Origin of the sequence: Helicobacter suis HS1 (assembly GCF_026000295.1) — a bacterium.
In the GTDB taxonomy this organism is placed as follows: domain Bacteria; phylum Campylobacterota; class Campylobacteria; order Campylobacterales; family Helicobacteraceae; genus Helicobacter; species Helicobacter suis.
In genome coordinates this window covers 1415553-1431403 of sequence record NZ_AP026769.1, presented here as the reverse complement: position 1 = coordinate 1431403, position 15851 = coordinate 1415553, and the positions used below count along the sequence as shown (strand labels likewise).

Here is a 15851-nt window from a genome sequence, read left to right as displayed (position 1 = left end):
AAGGTTTTAGATGATGCAAGAACAAAGTGTAGAGAGGGTGGATATTGTTATTCCTGTTAAAACAGATATTGTTTCTCTTTTTGTCAACATAACCCTACCCTTTATCTTAAAAAATCTCCCCTGTAAGAAAATTCTTATTCTTACACGGAGGGAAAATTTTTCTAAGATTGTTGGGGCGGGTTTAGAAGTTTTGGATGAAGATCAAATTGATCAAGGTTTGACTTTAAGAAGTGTGCATGACTACTTAGAATCCAGAGGTGCTAATGTTAACCGGAGTGGTTGGTATTTCCAGCAGTTTTTAAAGTTTGCCATAGCACAGACGGATAAAGTGGGCTCTAAATATCTTGTTTGGGACGCTGATTGTGTGCCTCTGTCTAAAATTACAACTTTTGTAGAAAATGGCAAAACTTTAATAGACACAACCACAGAACACCACCAGCCTTATTTTGACACGATGGATAAATTATGGGGTTTGCATAAACAGGTGAATTTTTCCTTTATTGCAGAGCATTTTTTGTTTGAAAAGTCTTTGGTTTTAAAATTACTTGATAATCTGTTCAGAGAGAGAGAGAGAGAGATCGCTTTGGTGGCGTCTTATTCTTGAAGGCATAGCCGATAAAGATTTATCATGTAGTGGGTTTAGTGAGTATGAAACCTATGGTAACTTGCTTAGGAGGTACAAGAGGATCAGAAAGTCCGTGCATGATAAAAAAGGGATACGCTTTTTTTGCAGACATAACTTTGTGGGCTGGAGAAGTCTACAAAATTTTTGATTTTACTAAGGGGTTGGCCTAGATAGCGCGATTCAGGGGAAGTATCTGGATTACGCAAATGCATATGCGCTTCTTGTTTTTGTGTATACATGGTTTTAAAATCAATGGGGCCATAAAAATCTATCACCGCGCTTATATGGCTATTTTCCCTTACATTGCCTAAACTTAAATCCTCAAGCTCAGGATGACCTGCTGTGGTGCCAAGCATGGCGGCTAAATTACCCCCAGCAGAATAGCCCCAAGCGATGATCATATGAGGGTTGAGGTGGTAGGCTGATGCATGGGCTTTAATAAAGCGCACGGCTGCTTTGAGATCAAAAATAGGGGCGGGAAAGGGGGCTTCTTTAGAGAGGCGGTAGTTAACCGAGATCACAGCATAACCTTTTTTAAGAGCTTGCATAGAAGGGTTGACTTCCCCGCTATTTTTATCCCCAAAGGCAAAGTCACAATAGACCCTTTTTCTATTGGTATCAAAGGCGGGACTAAAAAGGTTTTTACTCTCTAAATTATCTTTAGTGTGAATACCCACTAAGGGCAAAAGTGAGTGGATTAGATCATCGCTCATAAAGGGTTTATTTATCGCCTGAGCGATTAGTTTTAGCTTTTCTGGGTGTTTTTGCCTAAAGACATCGGTAACATAGATTATAAAAGGGATCTCTACACCATAAGTAGAGCATTTATGCCCATAAGTAGAGCCACTTTCAAAAATATCTTGGGCGTGATCGGATAGATAGACAATCAGGGCGTCTTTACCTTTGAAAAGTTTGAAAATCTCACTCAAAATATAATCGGTATAATAAAGTGAGTTAGCATAATCTGCTACAATTTGCCTATCGTGATCGCTGTTGGTGTGCAAGTTGGCATAGGGGATTTGTGCAGGAGTGAATTTGGTAAAATTTTTGGGGAAGCGGGTGTTGTAATCGCCATGATTGCCTATTAGATGGAATAAAACAAAATTTTTTGTGCTCAGGTCTGGTTGAACCTTCTCTATAAAGGTGTCAACAACCCATTGATCGGTAGGGGCTAATGCATAATAGCGCTTAGTAAAACGATGCGATAAAACATCATAGATATCTCCGATCACAAACCTTTTTCCGGAAGTAAGCCAAGTGTGAAGACCCTGATTATCAATCCAAAAAGTTTTGTAGCCAGCTGCATTAAAAATATCGCCCAAACTCTTTTGTTCATACCAAGCAATAGAGCGGTTCTCCACATCAGCATAATTTAAAAGAGTCTTAAAAACAGCATAAGTGTGTGCAAAAGCAGAAATCACATCGCTAAAGATAAATAAATTTTGCGATCTCTCTCTCTCTCTCTTGTAAACTACTTAAAAAGGGTGTGTCGGGCACGCTGTAGCCATAAACACCCATGAAATTTTTAGACGCACTTTCACCAATGATCAAAACCACATTGGGCACGCTGTCTTTGTCCGTACTTAAATAATCCTTAGTATAGGGTTTGAAGCCCTTATATTTTATTACAGCACTAGCGTAACTAGCGTAGTCGTGCAAACACGCATAAATAGCAGAGATTTCTTTGATGAGTGGAACTGGTGGTATGTGTGTTAATGCTCCATGTATTCCTCCTCTGAAGTGGACAATCCTAGCAAAATGCAAAGAGAACATGGCAATAAGAACCCCCAATGTATATGCATTAGCTTTGTAACTCAAAGTTAGTTTAAAACGCACCGCATATAAAAAAGCTACACAGAACACCACATAGCCTAAAATAAGCCCGGCATGGGGAAATACCATACTAGTTAAAAACTCATAACTCTCCCTTGCATTAGTGGTTAGCATAGTGCCCACTAAAGAGGGTGTAAAATCCATGTAAAAATAATAAGAGACAAAAAAATCTATAAAAGCCAGGCTTAAACTTAGAATTAGCATCGTATTTTTCAAAAACTTGACTAAACCCGGGTATTTGATAAGACCTAGCAGAGAATAAAACAGGTAAAAAAGCAAAAGGTCGTAAAAGCCAATCCGGAGTATATACCTGTAATCATGAATACTCCGCTCTACCGAAAAAAAGCTAGCCACAATAGGCACTAGCCACATCAGAAAAAAGCGGCTATCTAAAACAAGTCTATTCACAAAACGCCTTTTCTATTTGATCGCAAAGCAAATGAATCATCAAAATATGCATTTCTTGGATTCTAGGGGTATCTGTGCTAGGCACGATGAGATTAAAATCACATAGAGCGCGCATCTTACCTCCCTGATGCCCGCTAATGCCTAAGGTGTTAAGTCCTAATTCTTTGGCCTTTTTAAGCGCTAAAAGCACATTTTCAGAATTACCACTCGTAGAAATACCCACCAAACAATCCCCTTTTTTGCCCAAAGCCTCCACTTGGCGCGCAAAGACAAAATGATAACCATAATCGTTAGCAATAGCTGTGAGTGCGGAAGTATCCGTACTTAGAGCAATGGCAGCTAACCCACCGCGCTCTTTTTTATAGCGTCCGGTGAGCTCGGCTGCAAAATGTTGCGCATCTGCTGCACTCCCGCCATTGCCACAAATTAAAATTTGATGCCCTTGCTTAAGCGTCTCTATTAAAAAGAGTGCAACTTTTTCTATCTCTTGAACTAGGGTTTTTAAAGTTTCTTGAGCCACTTGGATATGGGTTAAAAATTCTTTTTCAATAAAATTTTGCATGGATACCTCCAAAATTTTTATCAGCGTGTTTTGCTTAAGTTTTGATAGATAAAGGGGGACTTTTACTAACAAAAATCAAGGGTAGCACAGGCTAAGGGGAGCATTACCCCACAGCCTTGAACAACTAATTAGAGTTTATTAGCGTGTTCTTTGAGATATTCAGCCACGCCTTCATGGGTGGCTTTCATGCCAGCATCGCCTTTATGCCAGCCTGCAGGACAAACTTCGCCATGTTCTTCAAAGAAAATTAGCGCATCAACCATGCGTAGCATTTCATCTACATTACGGCCTAGTGGGAAATCATTAATCACTGCATGGCGTATTCTTTGGTGTTTATCAATTAGAAAAGATCCCCTCAGTGCGATAGCATTGTTAAATAAAACATCATAGCTCCTAGCAATGTCTTTAGTAACATCTGCTACCATAGGGAAAGAAATCTGTCCAATCCCGCCCTTTTCTACAGGGGTGTTTTTCCAAGCAAAGTGTACCACTTCGGTATCTGTAGAAACCCCAATGACATTAAAACCGCGTTTATGAAATTCTTTCACGCGGTGATCAAAGGCGATGATCTCAGAAGGGCAAACAAAGGTAAAATCTTTAGGCCAAAAGAAAAGCACAGCGCCATTTTGGCCTAAATTTCTAGAAAGCTCAAAATGCTCATCTACTTGGTTATTAGGTAAAATCGCACTGGCCTTAAAATCAGGGGCTAACTTGGTTACTAACATCAAAAACTCCTTCAAATATGATTGGATTTTCGGTAAAACCGAAAGGCGGATTATAGACTAATCTATCTAAATAATCAAGGATCAAGTATAATCCCTGCTATTTCCCATTTAAGGACAATCTTTGAAAAGAAAGCACCCCGGTACTATCAAGGTTTTTTTACGCACCATTTCTCAAATGTTTGCCCTCACCAATAAAAGAGATAAAAAGACATTAACTTGGCTCACCTTAGGCTCCATTCTTTTAAGCATAATAGAAACCTTCTCTATTAGCATGATCATGCCCTTTATCACCCTTGCTAGCTCCCCTGATCTTGTTCTTTCTAACCGCTATGGCCATGCTGTCTATGAAGCGCTACACTTTTCAAGTCCTTTGCATTTTGCTTATCTCTTTGCTTTTATGCTAGTAGGTCTTTATCTTTTCCGCATGGGTTACTCTTTGCTTTTTACCTACCTTTATACCCGCTTTAGCTCCCACAAAGCCCATGATCTAGCCCAACAACTTTTCATGTGTTATTTAAAAATCTCTTATCTGGAACATATCACGATGGATGTTAACCACACCAGAAACACCATTAATAGCAAGAGTTACCAAGTTTTAGAGAGCTTTGGCGCTCTGATTGGTATTTTTACAGAAATCACCACCGTTCTTTTTCTTTATAGCATGCTTGTATTGACTAATTGGAAAATGACTCTTGTTTTGAGTGTGATTTTGATCCTACAGGTGATTTTTATTAGTAAGTATGTTGCTAAGATTATCCAAAAAAAAGGGCAGGCAATCACCACCTCTAACATCGGCGCTGATCAAGTATTTGCTAAATTTTTTGGTAATTTTAAAATCACAAAGCTCAAGGATAAGTATCTACAAGCCCATAGCGACTTTAGCCAAAGCAGTTTAAGCCGCGCTAAAATCCAAACCACCACACAGACCCTGCAAGCTATTCCTACTAAATTTTTAGAGACTGTGGGTTTTAGCTTGCTTATTCTCTCAGTAGTTTATGTGCTACACAAATACGGCGATGCCAAAATGGTTTTGCCCATTATCTCTATGTATGCCCTAGCGCTTTATCGCATGCTCCCCTCTATTAGCAAGATTTTAGGCTGTTTTAACACCATTCTTTATAGCCAGCATGCAATCACTAATATTTATAGAGAACTCAAACGCCCCATTCAAGAGGAGGGGGATTTACCCTTGCGTTTTTCTCAAAATATTATTTTGCAAAATATCTACTTTGCTTACAGAAGAAGCCACCCAATTTTGCAAAATATTAACCTCACTATCAAGAAAGGGCAAAAGGTCGCCTTTATTGGGCCTAGTGGCTGTGGTAAATCCACTCTTGTAGACATCATCATAGGGGTTCTTTACCCTAATAAAGGCACAATTTTTATTGATGAAAAACCCCTTGATTCTCAAAATATCCGCAGTTGGCGGCAAAAAATAGGCTATATCCCACAGAATATCTATCTCTTTGATGGCACTGTAGCAGACAATGTAGCCTGTGGTAGCCCATTAGATGAAAAAAGAGTGATTGAGGTGTGCAAGCGGGCATGTATTTATGACTTTTTGTGTACACATAATGGGATAGAAAGCCGCATAGGTGAGGGGGGGATTAATCTAAGCGGGGGGCAAAAACAGCGTATCGGTATCGCCCGTGCGCTTTATGATGATCCTGAAGTTCTGGTTTTAGACGAGGCCACTTCAGCCCTAGACACCTCTACAGAAACAAAAATCATGGATGAAATTTATGCCATTACACAGGATAAAACCTTGCTAGTCATTGCCCACCGTCTTAGTACCATTGAAAGATGTGATGTTAAAATTGATTTGAGCCAGCCTTTGTAGCTAGAGTCTTTAAATCTAGCCCCTGAAAACTTGTGATATAGGCCTGTGGGAGCATATCTTGTAAAAAGGCGCTGTTATACCCTAAAAAGCTGATGTTATTTACCCGTGCGCTTTCATAATCGCTTTTGCTATCCCCAATTAAAAGCATTTCTTGACTTGTGTAAGCATATGCGGTTTTCAAATTAGCCAAAACTTTAGCCTTAGAGGGAGGGCTACCCTCAATGCTTTTAAAATAGGGCAAGAGACCTAAAAACTCACACAAGATCTGTAACTCGCTATGCAAGGCCGCAGAAGCGATATGAAAAGTGCAGTTTTGATAATGGGCTTTGATAAAATTTAGCACATCTTGATTTAGATGTTCTCTTGAAAAAAGGTCTTTTGTAATGATTTGTCCAAATTCATCTACAAGGGCTTCTATTTGGGCGGCTTTTAGGGGTTGTTTGAGAATATGGTTATAAAAATAGGTAATCTTTTCAGCGCGGCCTATCCCACCACTTGTATAATGATAATCCTCAAAGGCTTTTAAAGCCTCTTGACTTGTTTTTGCATGCCGTTTAAATAGCGTTTTAAAGCCCTCACACTTTAAATGCATGCTATCAAAGATCACCCCATCAAAATCCCAGATAACCACTAACATAGCAATCCTTTCTCACACCCTACCAAATTTGCGTTGCCGCTGGTTAAATAGGGCAATGATTTCTTGTAAATGCGCAGGCGTAAAATCAGGCCATAGCACTGGGCTAAAAAAAAGCTCCGCATAACTAGATTGCCACAATAAAAAATTAGAAAGGCGCATTTCCCCTCCAGTGCGCACCAATAAATCCACATCGGGTAAACCGGCCGTATCTAGGTGTTGCGCGATTAGATGTTGCATATCCCCCTTTGCCCCTTTTTTAATCAGATTAATACATGCCCGGGCAATCTCATCACGGCTACCATAATTAAGCGCTAAAACTTGAGTTAAGGCGTTATTATGCGTCGTCTCTTGTTCTAAATTTAAAATCGTTTTTTGCAAAGAGGGGCTAAATTTCTTCAAATCGCCAATGACTTTAAAACGGATATTATTTTCTAAATAGGTGGCGCGTTCCTCTTTAAGATACTTTTTAAGAATACCCATTAAAAAATCCACTTCCGTTTGGGGGCGACTCCAATTTTCTGTAGAAAAAGCATACAGGGTGAGGTAGCGAATCTGGTTTTGTGCACACCAGACAGTGATATTACGCAAAACCCCCACACCTTTTCTGTGGCCATAGGTGCGAGGCTTACCCTGTTGTTTAGCCCACCTCCCATTGCCATCCATAATAATGGCCAAATGCTCAGGATTGCGCACAAGCATCTACCAAGTACGCGATGTGTTGGAAGGGAATTTTGGCATGTTGGCTTAAGCCCACTTCACAGGTACTTGAACTACAAAACCCGCGCTTTAAATTCTTATCCTCATAAAAACGCGCAAAATCTAAAAGAGCATGCTCATTAAGTTCAGGTGTTAAAAACCCTTTATCCCCCGCAAAGCCACAGCAACCGGTATCAATATGCTCAACCACTTCCCCGCGTGTACAACTTTTGGCTAAGAATCGCATTTGCTCTTGATAGCCTAATCTCTTAGCAGAACACATGGTATAAACCGCCACATTCTCCTCTAAAGGCTGTATTTTTAAAGAGGGGAGTAAAACCTCTTTAATAAAAATGGGTATGTCATAAATTAAAAGCCCTTGATCCTTAAAACTTTCAATGAGATAGGCACTACACGCGCTGTGATCAAGCACAATGGGGACTTCTCCACTTCTGGAGAGAGTGTGTAATAAGTGGGCGTTTTTGGCTTGGTTTTGTATGCTTAAATCCTGATAGTTAATAAAGGCCTTACCACAGCAAAATTTAGGCAACTCTTGAGGATAAATCACGCCATAACCCGCCTTAGTACATAGTGATTCAAAGACTTCTTGTAAACTGCGCTGATCGGGCATGAAAGCAGAGGGTGCAAAAGCGCGGTTAATACAGGTAGAAAAATAAAGCACATTCTTTTTAGCCGGTTTGTCATGCAGTTTATAGGTGTTTTTCTGTGGCATGAATTTTGAAACCGCTGGCGTGCCTAGTTTGGCATGGGCTTTTAAAGCTAGTTTTTGTAAATTAGTAGAACCTAAAACAACTTGACCCATTTTAGCCGTGCTAAGCCCCACTTTAAGCGCGTTTATAGTTGTATCCATATGTTCTAAAATAACCTTAGCTAAACTAGGCGCTTTCACTCTTTGGCGGCTTTTAAGCGCAATAGTGGCGCTATCAATGCCTAGTGGGCAGAGTGTAGAACACATATGACAAGCCGCACAAGTTTCATCGCTTAAAAAATCATAGCCTTCTAATAATTCTTTTAGCATAGCTTGATCGGATACATGCCCATTTTTAACGCGCTCTTGTAAGTGTGCAATCTCTCTTTGTAATACAATGCGCTGTCTTGGGGTGAGGGAGAGATAACGGCTAGGACAAATGCGCTCACAAAACCCACATTCCATACAAGGTTCTAATTCCGGAGCAATGGGGGTGCTTAATTTTAAATTTTTGGTATGGATTTGTGGATCATCTGAGAGAATCACATCTGGATTTAAAAGTTTTTCTGGATCAAACAAGGCTTTAATTTGTTGGCAAATCCCATAAGCCTTTTTACCCCATTCAAGCTCTACAAAGGGAGCAACCATGCGCCCTGTGCCATGCTCGGCTTTGATCGAACCTTGTAAAGAAGCCACCATATGCGCCATGTCTGATACTAAGCCCTCAAAATGTTCTCTTTCAGATTCTTCTGATAAAAGCGGGGTGATTACAAAGTGTACATTGCCACTTAGTGCATGCCCAAAAATCACCCCATTATCTTTAAAGCCATGCTTTTCTAAAAGTTGCTCTAAAGAGGCAATCCCTTCTTTGATATTATCCATTGTAAAACATAGATCTTCAGTGATCACACTTGCCCCTACGCGCCGTCTACCCGTTACAATGGGGAACATACTTTTACGGATTTTCCACCACTTACTATATTCGCTCTCATCAGAACTTTGGGCTATGGGTAAAATTGTAGGGGCGCTAGCTAGCGCCTTAAGAACGGCTTTGGTGTTTTTGTTTAAAATTTTAGGGTCTTTGTGCTCTAACTGCACCAAAATACAGGCATAACCGGGTTTGATTTCTTGGAGCACTTCTGGCATGCCCTCATGCCCTTGTACAGAGGCCAAACACGCAAAATCCATCACCTCAGCCGAACTAATTTTATCCGCATTTTGTGCTAAAATGCGCACCCCGTCTATGGCTAATCCTAAAGTTTCATAAAAGAGTAACAAACAAGTTTTATAGGGTAAATCCGGTACACAAACAAGTTCACAAGAGGCGATAAATCCCAAAGTCCCCTCCGATCCGATGAATAAATGGCTTAAAATATCAATGGGGTCTTCAAAATCAATCAAAGAATTAAGGCCATAACCGGTAGTGTTTTTAATCTGGTATTTTTTGTGGATTAAAGCGTGTAACTCAGCATCGTCTAAAATTTCTTGGCGCAAATTTAAAAGACCTTCTAAAAGTTTGGCATGGCTTTTTCTAAAACTTTCTATACTAGCGCTATCAGAGGTGTCTAAAAGCGTGCCATCGCTTAAGATCACACGGATAGATTTAAGGGTTTGGTAACTATTTTGTTTCACCCCACAACACATACCGCTAGCATTATTGGCTAAAATCCCCCCTATCATCGCTGTGGCAATCGTGGCTGGATCGGGTCCGATTTTTTGCTGGCTTTGTTTAAGCGCATGGTTGGCTTGTTCACCAATCACCCCACAACCCAAACGGATACTCTCACCATTTGGCTTAATTTCTTGCCAGCCCAAACTAGCCATTACCAACACCCCCTCAGAGCAACTTTGCCCTGAAAGCGAGCTACCCGCTGCTCTGAAAGTAAGAGGGGTTTTATATTTGTGAGCTAAAGCATAAATCTTAATGATCTCTGTTTCATTAAGGGCTTTAATCACGATCTGGGGAATGTAGTGATAACATGAGGCATCTGTGCCATAAACTAGGCGGCGCAGATAGTCTTTATAGATTCGATCGCCTAAGAATTGTTGGGCTTCTTCATAAAATTTAGCGTAATTTTCTTGCATGATCAACCTTTATTCTAATATGGGAAAATATTTTACCATATTAAGCACACTTTGGCTCTCATCTATGGGTGCGCTAACATTTTTAATTATTGATAATTTTTTAGCAAAAATCCCATTCTAGCCGATAGAATAAAACCCTCCAATATTATGCTACAATGCGCGCCACTTCACTAAATAAGGATAAACCATGATAAAAGAGGCTAACTACTGCGTGGATTTGCAAGATTTTAACCCCAAGGATTATTGCATTTTAGACATTCGCGATGCAAAATCTTACCAAGAGGCACACCTCAAAGAGGCTAAAAATTTAGAGGATTTAGAGGCCATTAAAGATTTTGCCCTTTCCTCCCCAAAGACAAAAATTTTGTTGCAATGCTGGCATGGAAACACGGCTGCTAGATATGCAGATCTATTACACAGCGCAGGAGTGGAAAATATTTATTTTCTTAAGGCCAATTTTGAAGACTTTAAGGCTTTTGGCTTGGAGGTGGTGGAGGGCTGATGCGCCCTATTGTAGTGGTGGGAATGACCCCCTATGTAGGCGATGTGGCTATCACTAATTTAATTTGTAGTGAAATTATTTACTTGCCTCTTGTCTACAAAGAGGGTTTTTTAAGCTCCACTCTTAGCCCGCCTCTTTTTATTCAAAATATGCAGGCTTTGCTTTTTACCTCCAAACACGCCCCCCTAGCTCTTACCCATTCTTTAGAAACAAAAGCGCTTGATTTTTTAAAAACCCTCCCTGTTTTTGTTTTGGCAGAAAAAAGCGCTCAAGTTGCCAAAGATTTAGGCTTTTGTGTAGCGTTTGTGGGTCAAGGTGGCCATGCTAAAGATTTGGTTCAAGAAATCACCCTCCCTAGAAATACCCTTTTTGTACGCGCTAAAGAGGTGGCCTCTTCTGTTTTTAATCATTTGCCCTCTTTAATTGTTTATGAAAGTAAACCCCTTAAACTTACAGATAAACCAAAGCCTCATTCTGTGCTGATCTTTAGCGCGCCTAGTGCCTATAAAATCTTTTGTTATTGCTTTAGCTGGGATAATTCTTATACTGCCATTGCGCTAGGCGAAAGTACCTTTGAAACTTTTGGACCAAATATCCACGCCCTTAAAAGCCCAAAACCCCGTTTGCAAGATATCATCGCTGTGGCAATCGTGGCTGGATCGGGTCCGATTTTTTGCTGGCTTTGTTTAAGCGCATGGTTGGCTTGTTCACCAATCACCCCACAACCCAAACGGATTCTTTGCGCTACTTTGTGGGTAAAATGATGCCTACGCGTTTTTTAATCTGGGAGAGTTTCCCGCTAGGTACTTTTAGCGTTAATCTCATCGGCTGTTTTGTGATTGGCTTTTTAGGGCATTTGGCCGCTAAATCTTTGCTTAGTGATAAAATGAGCGCGCTTTTAATCACCGGTGTTTTAGGGGGCTTTACAACTTTCTCCTCCTTTGGGCTAGACACGCTTAAATTATTGCAAAAACAGGCGCTTTTAGAAGCCCTTGTGTATGTTTTAGGGAGTAACCTTTTAGGCTTTTTGTGTGTGGCTTTAGGCTGGGGGCTAGCTAAATTTTTTAGCTAAACCTTATGAGCCTTGATCTCTAAAAAGTGGCGGGCTAAAATGATGGTTTGGAGTAAAGTAGCAAAGAAATTAAAAACAGGGATAAGAGAGAAAAGATAGGCTGCGATGGCGATCTTGTGGTTAATCACTTTGTAGTCTATGAGGATTTTTTGGTAGGTTTGTTCGTTGTAAATAGAGCTCCCTACATCAAACAATAGGGTATTTTTGAAAAAGAAGTAGTGCGGAATAAGCGAGATAAACACCCCAATAAAAGGGATAAAATAAAGCGGAATACACACCACCAAAAACAAACATAAATAAGCTAGCTGTTTTAAAAAATGCTGGATATTGCGGCTCAAATCCCCAAAATTTTCTAAGGCTAGATCGCTGTAATAGCGTTTGTGTAAAGAGGTGATCACAAGGGGGTATAAAAAAGAGAGATAAAAAGATTGCCCACTAAACTTAACACCAGCACTAAGAGCACAAGCAAAACATAGGCAAAGAGTTTAAAAGCAAGCAAGAACAAGGCGGGTAGTAAACCGCTAGTGTGGGCGTATTGATACCAACTAGTGGGCAAAAAGCCCTCTAAAATGCGTACTAAGTTTCCCCCAAAATAAAAGAGCAAAATACCCCAAAAGAGCAGGCCAAGTACAACAGGGCCTAAATTAAGGGCTAACATCTTCCAGCTTAAAAAATCTTTCCAGCTTTGTTTAATCGTTTGTAGTGGTGTGTTCATACTTCCTCTTTCTTTAACTACATGGCTTTTATTAAGTTTAGCATGCTAGAATGCCCTATTCATACCTTGCACATGCGAGGTCTCATTTTACAATACTTTGGAGAACTTTATGGTTAAAAAAAGCTTTGTGGGTTTTGTATTAACGGGTATTCTTAGTGTAGGGATTGTTGGGGCTAAAACTTTAGCCACGGTAACTTTCCCAGACACACAAGTAAATAAAAAGAAAGGCAGACATGGAAGACATAGTAGGCCTGAAAAACCCGATGTGGTGAGCATTACAGAGAATGATTTTGATGTTATCAAACAACGCAACCCAAATTTTGACTTCAATAAACTTAAACCTGAACAAAAAAAAGCCTTGCTTGAGCAAGCAATTAATAATCTATTGATTGAAAGAGAAGCTAAAAAAGAAAAATTAGACGATACAGCAGAATTTGCTAAAAGAATGGCTGGCTATAAAAAACAGCTCCTTGTAGAAATTTGGGCTAAACATCAGGCAGAAGCAATTGGCAAAGAGGATATTCCAGAAGATCAACTAAGGAAATATTACCAAGACAATAAAACGCAATTTGTCCAACAAGAAGCCAAAGCAAGACATATTCTTGTCAAAACAGAAGCCGATGCTAAACGGGTGATCTCTGAGCTTAATAAAACCCCTAAAACCCGTATAGAAAAAGAGTTTATTGATATTGCTAACCGCGAATCTATTGATCCAAATACCAAAAACTCTAAGAATGGGGGGGATTTAGGTAAATTCCAAAAAAACCAAATGGCGCCTGAGTTTTCTAATGCTGTTTTTGCTCTCAAACCCGGTAGCTACACCAAAACCCCCGTCAAAACAGAGTTTGGCTACCATGTTATTTATCTGATGAGTAAAAACGAGCCCAAAACACCTACCTTTGAACAAGCTAGACAAACCATTATCGGCATTCTTAAAGAACACCAATTCCAAGAATATGTCAAAGGGGAATTAGAAAAATTGCGTAAAAATGTGCGGATTAATATTGTCCAAGATTAAGAGAGGTTTGAATGCTAGTAAAGGGAAGTGAGATTCTCAACAAAGCTCACAAAGAGGGTTATGGGGTGGGGGCGTTTAATTTTGTCAATGTAGAGATGTTACGGGCTATTTTTGAAGCGGCTGATAGCGCTCAATCGCCTTTGATCGTGCAGGCCAGCGAGGGGGCGATCAAATATTTGGGAATAGACATGGTTTTAAGTCTAGTACACACTATGGCCAAGCGCTACCCACAAATCCCTGTGGCTTTGCATTTAGATCATGGAACGAGTTTTGAGAGCTGTAAAAGGGCTGTAGATGCGGGTTTTACCTCTGTTATGATCGATGCCTCCCACCACCCTTTTAAAGAAAATTTAGAGCTCACTACGCAGGTTGTAAAATACGCCCACGCGCATGGCGTAAGCGTAGAAGCAGAATTAGGCCGTTTAATGGGTATAGAGGATAATATTTCAGTAGATGAAAAAGAAGCGGTGTTGGTTAACCCTAACGAGGCCGAAGAATTTGTCCAAAAAAGCCATGTGGATTATTTAGCCCCAGCCATTGGCACTAGCCATGGGGCGTTTAAATTCAAAGGCGAGCCTAAATTAGATTTTAAACGATTAGTAGAGGTAAAAAAGCGCACCAATATCCCACTTGTACTACACGGGGCAAGTTCTATTCCTGAGAGTGTACGGCAGGCTTTTTTGGCTACTGGTGGGGATTTAAAGGGAAGTAAGGGCGTGCCCTTTAGTTTTCTTGAGGAGGCGATTAAAGGCGGAGTGAATAAAGTTAACATTGATACAGATTTGCGCCTAGCCTTCATCGCTCAGGTGCGCAAAATGGCACGGGAAAACCCTAGCGAATTTGATTTACGCAAGTATTTTAATCCGGGTATAGAGGCAGTGAAGGCTGTAATTGTAGGGCGCATGCAAGTTTTAGGTAGCGCGCATAAAATTTAAGGAGAGTGCATGGCCATTGGAATGGGTGAACTTAAAAAAAATCTAAAAATTGAGATACAAGGCGTTCCTTATCGCATTGTAGAGTACCAACATGTCAAACCGGGCAAGGGAGCGGCCTTTGTACGGGCTAAAATTAAATCTTTTTTAGATGGCAAAGTGATAGAAAAGACTTTCCATGCGGGGGATAAGTGCGAAGAGCCTAATTTATTGCAAAAACCCATGCAGTTTCTCTATTTTGACGGATCGGCTTATCAGTTCATGGATACAGAAAGTTATGAGCAGATTGCATTAAGTAGCGATCAAGTGGGCGAAGCGCCCAAATGGATGTTAGAAGGTTCGCAGGTAGATGTACTCTTTCATAATGAAAAGGCTATTTCGGTAGAGGTAGCTCAGGTGGTGGCATTGAAAATTACGCAGACTCCGCCTAATTTTAGAGGGGATACCTCCAGCGCAAGCAAGAAACCCGCAACTTTAGAAACCGGGGCAGTGGTGCAAGTGCCTTTCCATGTGCTAGAGGGGGAGGTGATTAAAGTTAATACCCAAACTGGGGAGTATTTAGAAAAGCTCAAAGTTTAAAACTCAATTAGGGAAGTTACAAACTGCGCTGTAAAGCCCGTAAGCTTAAGCTAAGCGGATTGGGGCGCATGCTAAATTTGTCGCTCCTAATCAATTCTCTAGCTTAAGAGCGCGGGGAGGTCAAAAACTAAAGGTTTGCTATGTTCCGGAAAAAGGAGTTTTCAGAAAAGACTATTTTTTTAGCGGGCGCAAGCGGTGTTATTGGTTATCCACTAGCAAAAATGTTAGTGGAGGCTGGTTATCCCGTATTTGGCACAACCCGTTTAACTACAAAAGTTGATAGGCTTATTGGCATTGGTGTAAAACCTGTTGTTGTAGATGTATTTGATGTAGACACACTAGAGCAGGCTATTATGGCAATACAGCCTGAGATTGTTATCCACCAACTTACAGACCTGCCAGATGGTTTACCCGCCGATAAAATGCCAGAGGCTTTAGTGCGCAACGCGCGTATTCGTGATGAGGGTACGCGCAATCTCGTGCGTGCAGCAGAAAAAGCCAACGCTAAAAAATTTATTGCACAAAGTATTGCTTTTGTCTATGCTCCAAGTAACCAACCCCACACAGAAGAATCCCCATTGCTTGATTTTAATGACCCGGTTTATGGCCAAACAGCTCAAGCTGTTTATAGCCTTGAACAACAAGTGCTTAATGGCAAGTTTGATACGGCCATTATCTTGCGCAATGGCTGGCTTTATGGCGCAGACTCTGGCTACAAAGCGCCTGTAGAATTTGCCCCCTCCCTCCATGTTGATGCTGCCGTATTTGCCGCATTTCTAGCAGTGAAAAGTGATAAAAGCGGTGTTTATAATGTTGCTGATCAAGATAAACGCTTAGATACTAGTAAATTTTGTAGCACATTTCCAGAATGGGACGCGCGATTTTCTCTACCAATAAAATAACCATTGGTAAA

General features: G+C 40.5%; 17 protein-coding genes and 1 pseudogene. 9 read left to right on the top strand and 9 right to left on the bottom strand.

Translation table 11 applies throughout. The features are described 5' to 3' along the window. Window positions 1-13: 13 nt before the first annotated feature. A complete protein-coding gene (locus tag OO773_RS07890) occupies window positions 14-604 on the top strand; it encodes a DUF6492 family protein (protein ID WP_141556981.1) in 591 nt (196 codons plus the stop codon). Between the two features lie 83 nt (window positions 605-687). Here the strand turns inward: OO773_RS07890 and OO773_RS07885 are convergent, their stop codons facing one another. The 4 genes from OO773_RS07885 to OO773_RS07870 form a co-directional block, all read right to left on the bottom strand. Then, a complete protein-coding gene (locus OO773_RS07885) occupies window positions 688-2046 on the bottom strand; it encodes a sulfatase-like hydrolase/transferase (RefSeq protein ID WP_264828523.1) in 1359 nt (452 codons plus the stop codon). Window positions 2047-2050: 4 nt separating this feature from the next. Further along, entirely contained in the window at window positions 2051-2866 is an 816-nt protein-coding gene (locus tag OO773_RS07880) for a sulfatase-like hydrolase/transferase (protein ID WP_050780198.1), read from the bottom strand. Beyond that, the gene (gene gmhA / locus OO773_RS07875) at window positions 2859-3428 is read right to left on the bottom strand and encodes a D-sedoheptulose 7-phosphate isomerase (RefSeq protein ID WP_040499199.1); all 570 of its coding nucleotides are present in this window, start codon (window positions 3426-3428) and stop codon (window positions 2859-2861) included. The genes OO773_RS07880 and gmhA overlap by 8 nt, the downstream gene beginning before the upstream one ends. A gap of 128 nt (window positions 3429-3556) precedes the next feature. Continuing rightward, the gene (locus OO773_RS07870; protein ID WP_040499200.1) at window positions 3557-4153 is read right to left on the bottom strand and encodes a peroxiredoxin; all 597 of its coding nucleotides are present in this window, start codon (window positions 4151-4153) and stop codon (window positions 3557-3559) included. Between the two features lie 175 nt (window positions 4154-4328). On the opposite strand from OO773_RS07870, the gene OO773_RS07865 reads away from it, so the two are divergent. After that, complete coding sequence (locus OO773_RS07865; protein WP_050780199.1) at window positions 4329-5993, top strand: ABC transporter ATP-binding protein/permease; 1665 nt, start codon at window positions 4329-4331, stop codon at window positions 5991-5993. Here OO773_RS07865 and OO773_RS07860 read toward each other — a convergent pair. From OO773_RS07860 to OO773_RS07850, 3 genes are read right to left on the bottom strand one after another with little or no spacing between them, the layout of a single operon-like run. Next, entirely contained in the window at window positions 5965-6636 is a 672-nt protein-coding gene (locus OO773_RS07860) for an HAD family hydrolase (protein ID WP_006564468.1), read from the bottom strand. The two genes, OO773_RS07865 and OO773_RS07860, sit on opposite strands and share 29 nt — an antisense overlap. Before the next feature lie 6 nt (window positions 6637-6642). Next, complete coding sequence (locus OO773_RS07855) at window positions 6643-7329, bottom strand: di-trans,poly-cis-decaprenylcistransferase (RefSeq protein ID WP_006564469.1); 687 nt, start codon at window positions 7327-7329, stop codon at window positions 6643-6645. Next, window positions 7310-10120 (bottom strand): FAD-binding and (Fe-S)-binding domain-containing protein, encoded by a 2811-nt coding sequence (locus OO773_RS07850; protein WP_040499201.1) that lies wholly within the window; start codon window positions 10118-10120, stop codon window positions 7310-7312. Before OO773_RS07850 ends, OO773_RS07855 begins: the two co-directional genes overlap by 20 nt. Before the next feature lie 187 nt (window positions 10121-10307). On the opposite strand from OO773_RS07850, the gene OO773_RS07845 reads away from it, so the two are divergent. The 3 genes and pseudogenes from OO773_RS07845 to crcB all read left to right on the top strand — a co-directional run bounded on the left by OO773_RS07845 (window position 10308) and on the right by crcB (window position 11694). Beyond that, entirely contained in the window at window positions 10308-10622 is a 315-nt protein-coding gene (locus tag OO773_RS07845; RefSeq protein WP_231102802.1) for a rhodanese-like domain-containing protein, read from the top strand. After that, a pseudogene (locus OO773_RS07840) lies at window positions 10622-11146 on the top strand (uroporphyrinogen-III synthase); the annotation flags it as partial. The gene OO773_RS07845 and the pseudogene OO773_RS07840, both read left to right, overlap by 1 nt. Before the next feature lie 170 nt (window positions 11147-11316). Then, window positions 11317-11694 carry a fluoride efflux transporter CrcB gene (gene crcB, locus OO773_RS07835; protein WP_264828521.1) on the top strand — a complete coding sequence of 126 codons (378 nt, stop codon included), beginning with the start codon at window positions 11317-11319 and terminating at the stop codon, window positions 11692-11694. On the opposite strand, the gene OO773_RS07830 is transcribed toward crcB, so the two are convergent. Together OO773_RS07830 and OO773_RS07825 are read right to left on the bottom strand one after the other, a co-directional pair. Beyond that, window positions 11691-12092, bottom strand: a complete 402-nt coding sequence (locus tag OO773_RS07830; RefSeq protein ID WP_264828520.1) for an EI24 domain-containing protein — start codon at window positions 12090-12092, stop codon at window positions 11691-11693. The genes crcB and OO773_RS07830 overlap by 4 nt on opposite strands. Then, on the bottom strand, window positions 12089-12409 hold the full coding sequence (locus OO773_RS07825; RefSeq protein WP_264828519.1) for a hypothetical protein: 321 nt from the start codon (window positions 12407-12409) through the stop codon (window positions 12089-12091). The genes OO773_RS07830 and OO773_RS07825 overlap by 4 nt, the downstream gene beginning before the upstream one ends. A 109-nt stretch (window positions 12410-12518) precedes the next feature. On the opposite strand from OO773_RS07825, the gene OO773_RS07820 reads away from it, so the two are divergent. The 4 genes from OO773_RS07820 to OO773_RS07805 all read left to right on the top strand — a co-directional run bounded on the left by OO773_RS07820 (window position 12519) and on the right by OO773_RS07805 (window position 15840). Continuing rightward, window positions 12519-13427: a peptidylprolyl isomerase gene (locus OO773_RS07820; protein WP_073115580.1), complete on the top strand. Its 909-nt coding sequence runs from the start codon at window positions 12519-12521 to the stop codon at window positions 13425-13427. 11 nt (window positions 13428-13438) lie between these two features. Then, complete coding sequence (locus OO773_RS07815) at window positions 13439-14362, top strand: class II fructose-bisphosphate aldolase (protein WP_006564476.1); 924 nt, start codon at window positions 13439-13441, stop codon at window positions 14360-14362. A 9-nt stretch (window positions 14363-14371) separates the two neighbouring features. Next, window positions 14372-14938: an elongation factor P gene (gene efp / locus OO773_RS07810; RefSeq protein WP_006564477.1), complete on the top strand. Its 567-nt coding sequence runs from the start codon at window positions 14372-14374 to the stop codon at window positions 14936-14938. Between the two features lie 140 nt (window positions 14939-15078). Then, the gene (locus OO773_RS07805) at window positions 15079-15840 is read left to right on the top strand and encodes an NAD-dependent epimerase/dehydratase family protein (protein ID WP_006564478.1); all 762 of its coding nucleotides are present in this window, start codon (window positions 15079-15081) and stop codon (window positions 15838-15840) included. Window positions 15841-15851 lie beyond the last annotated feature (11 nt).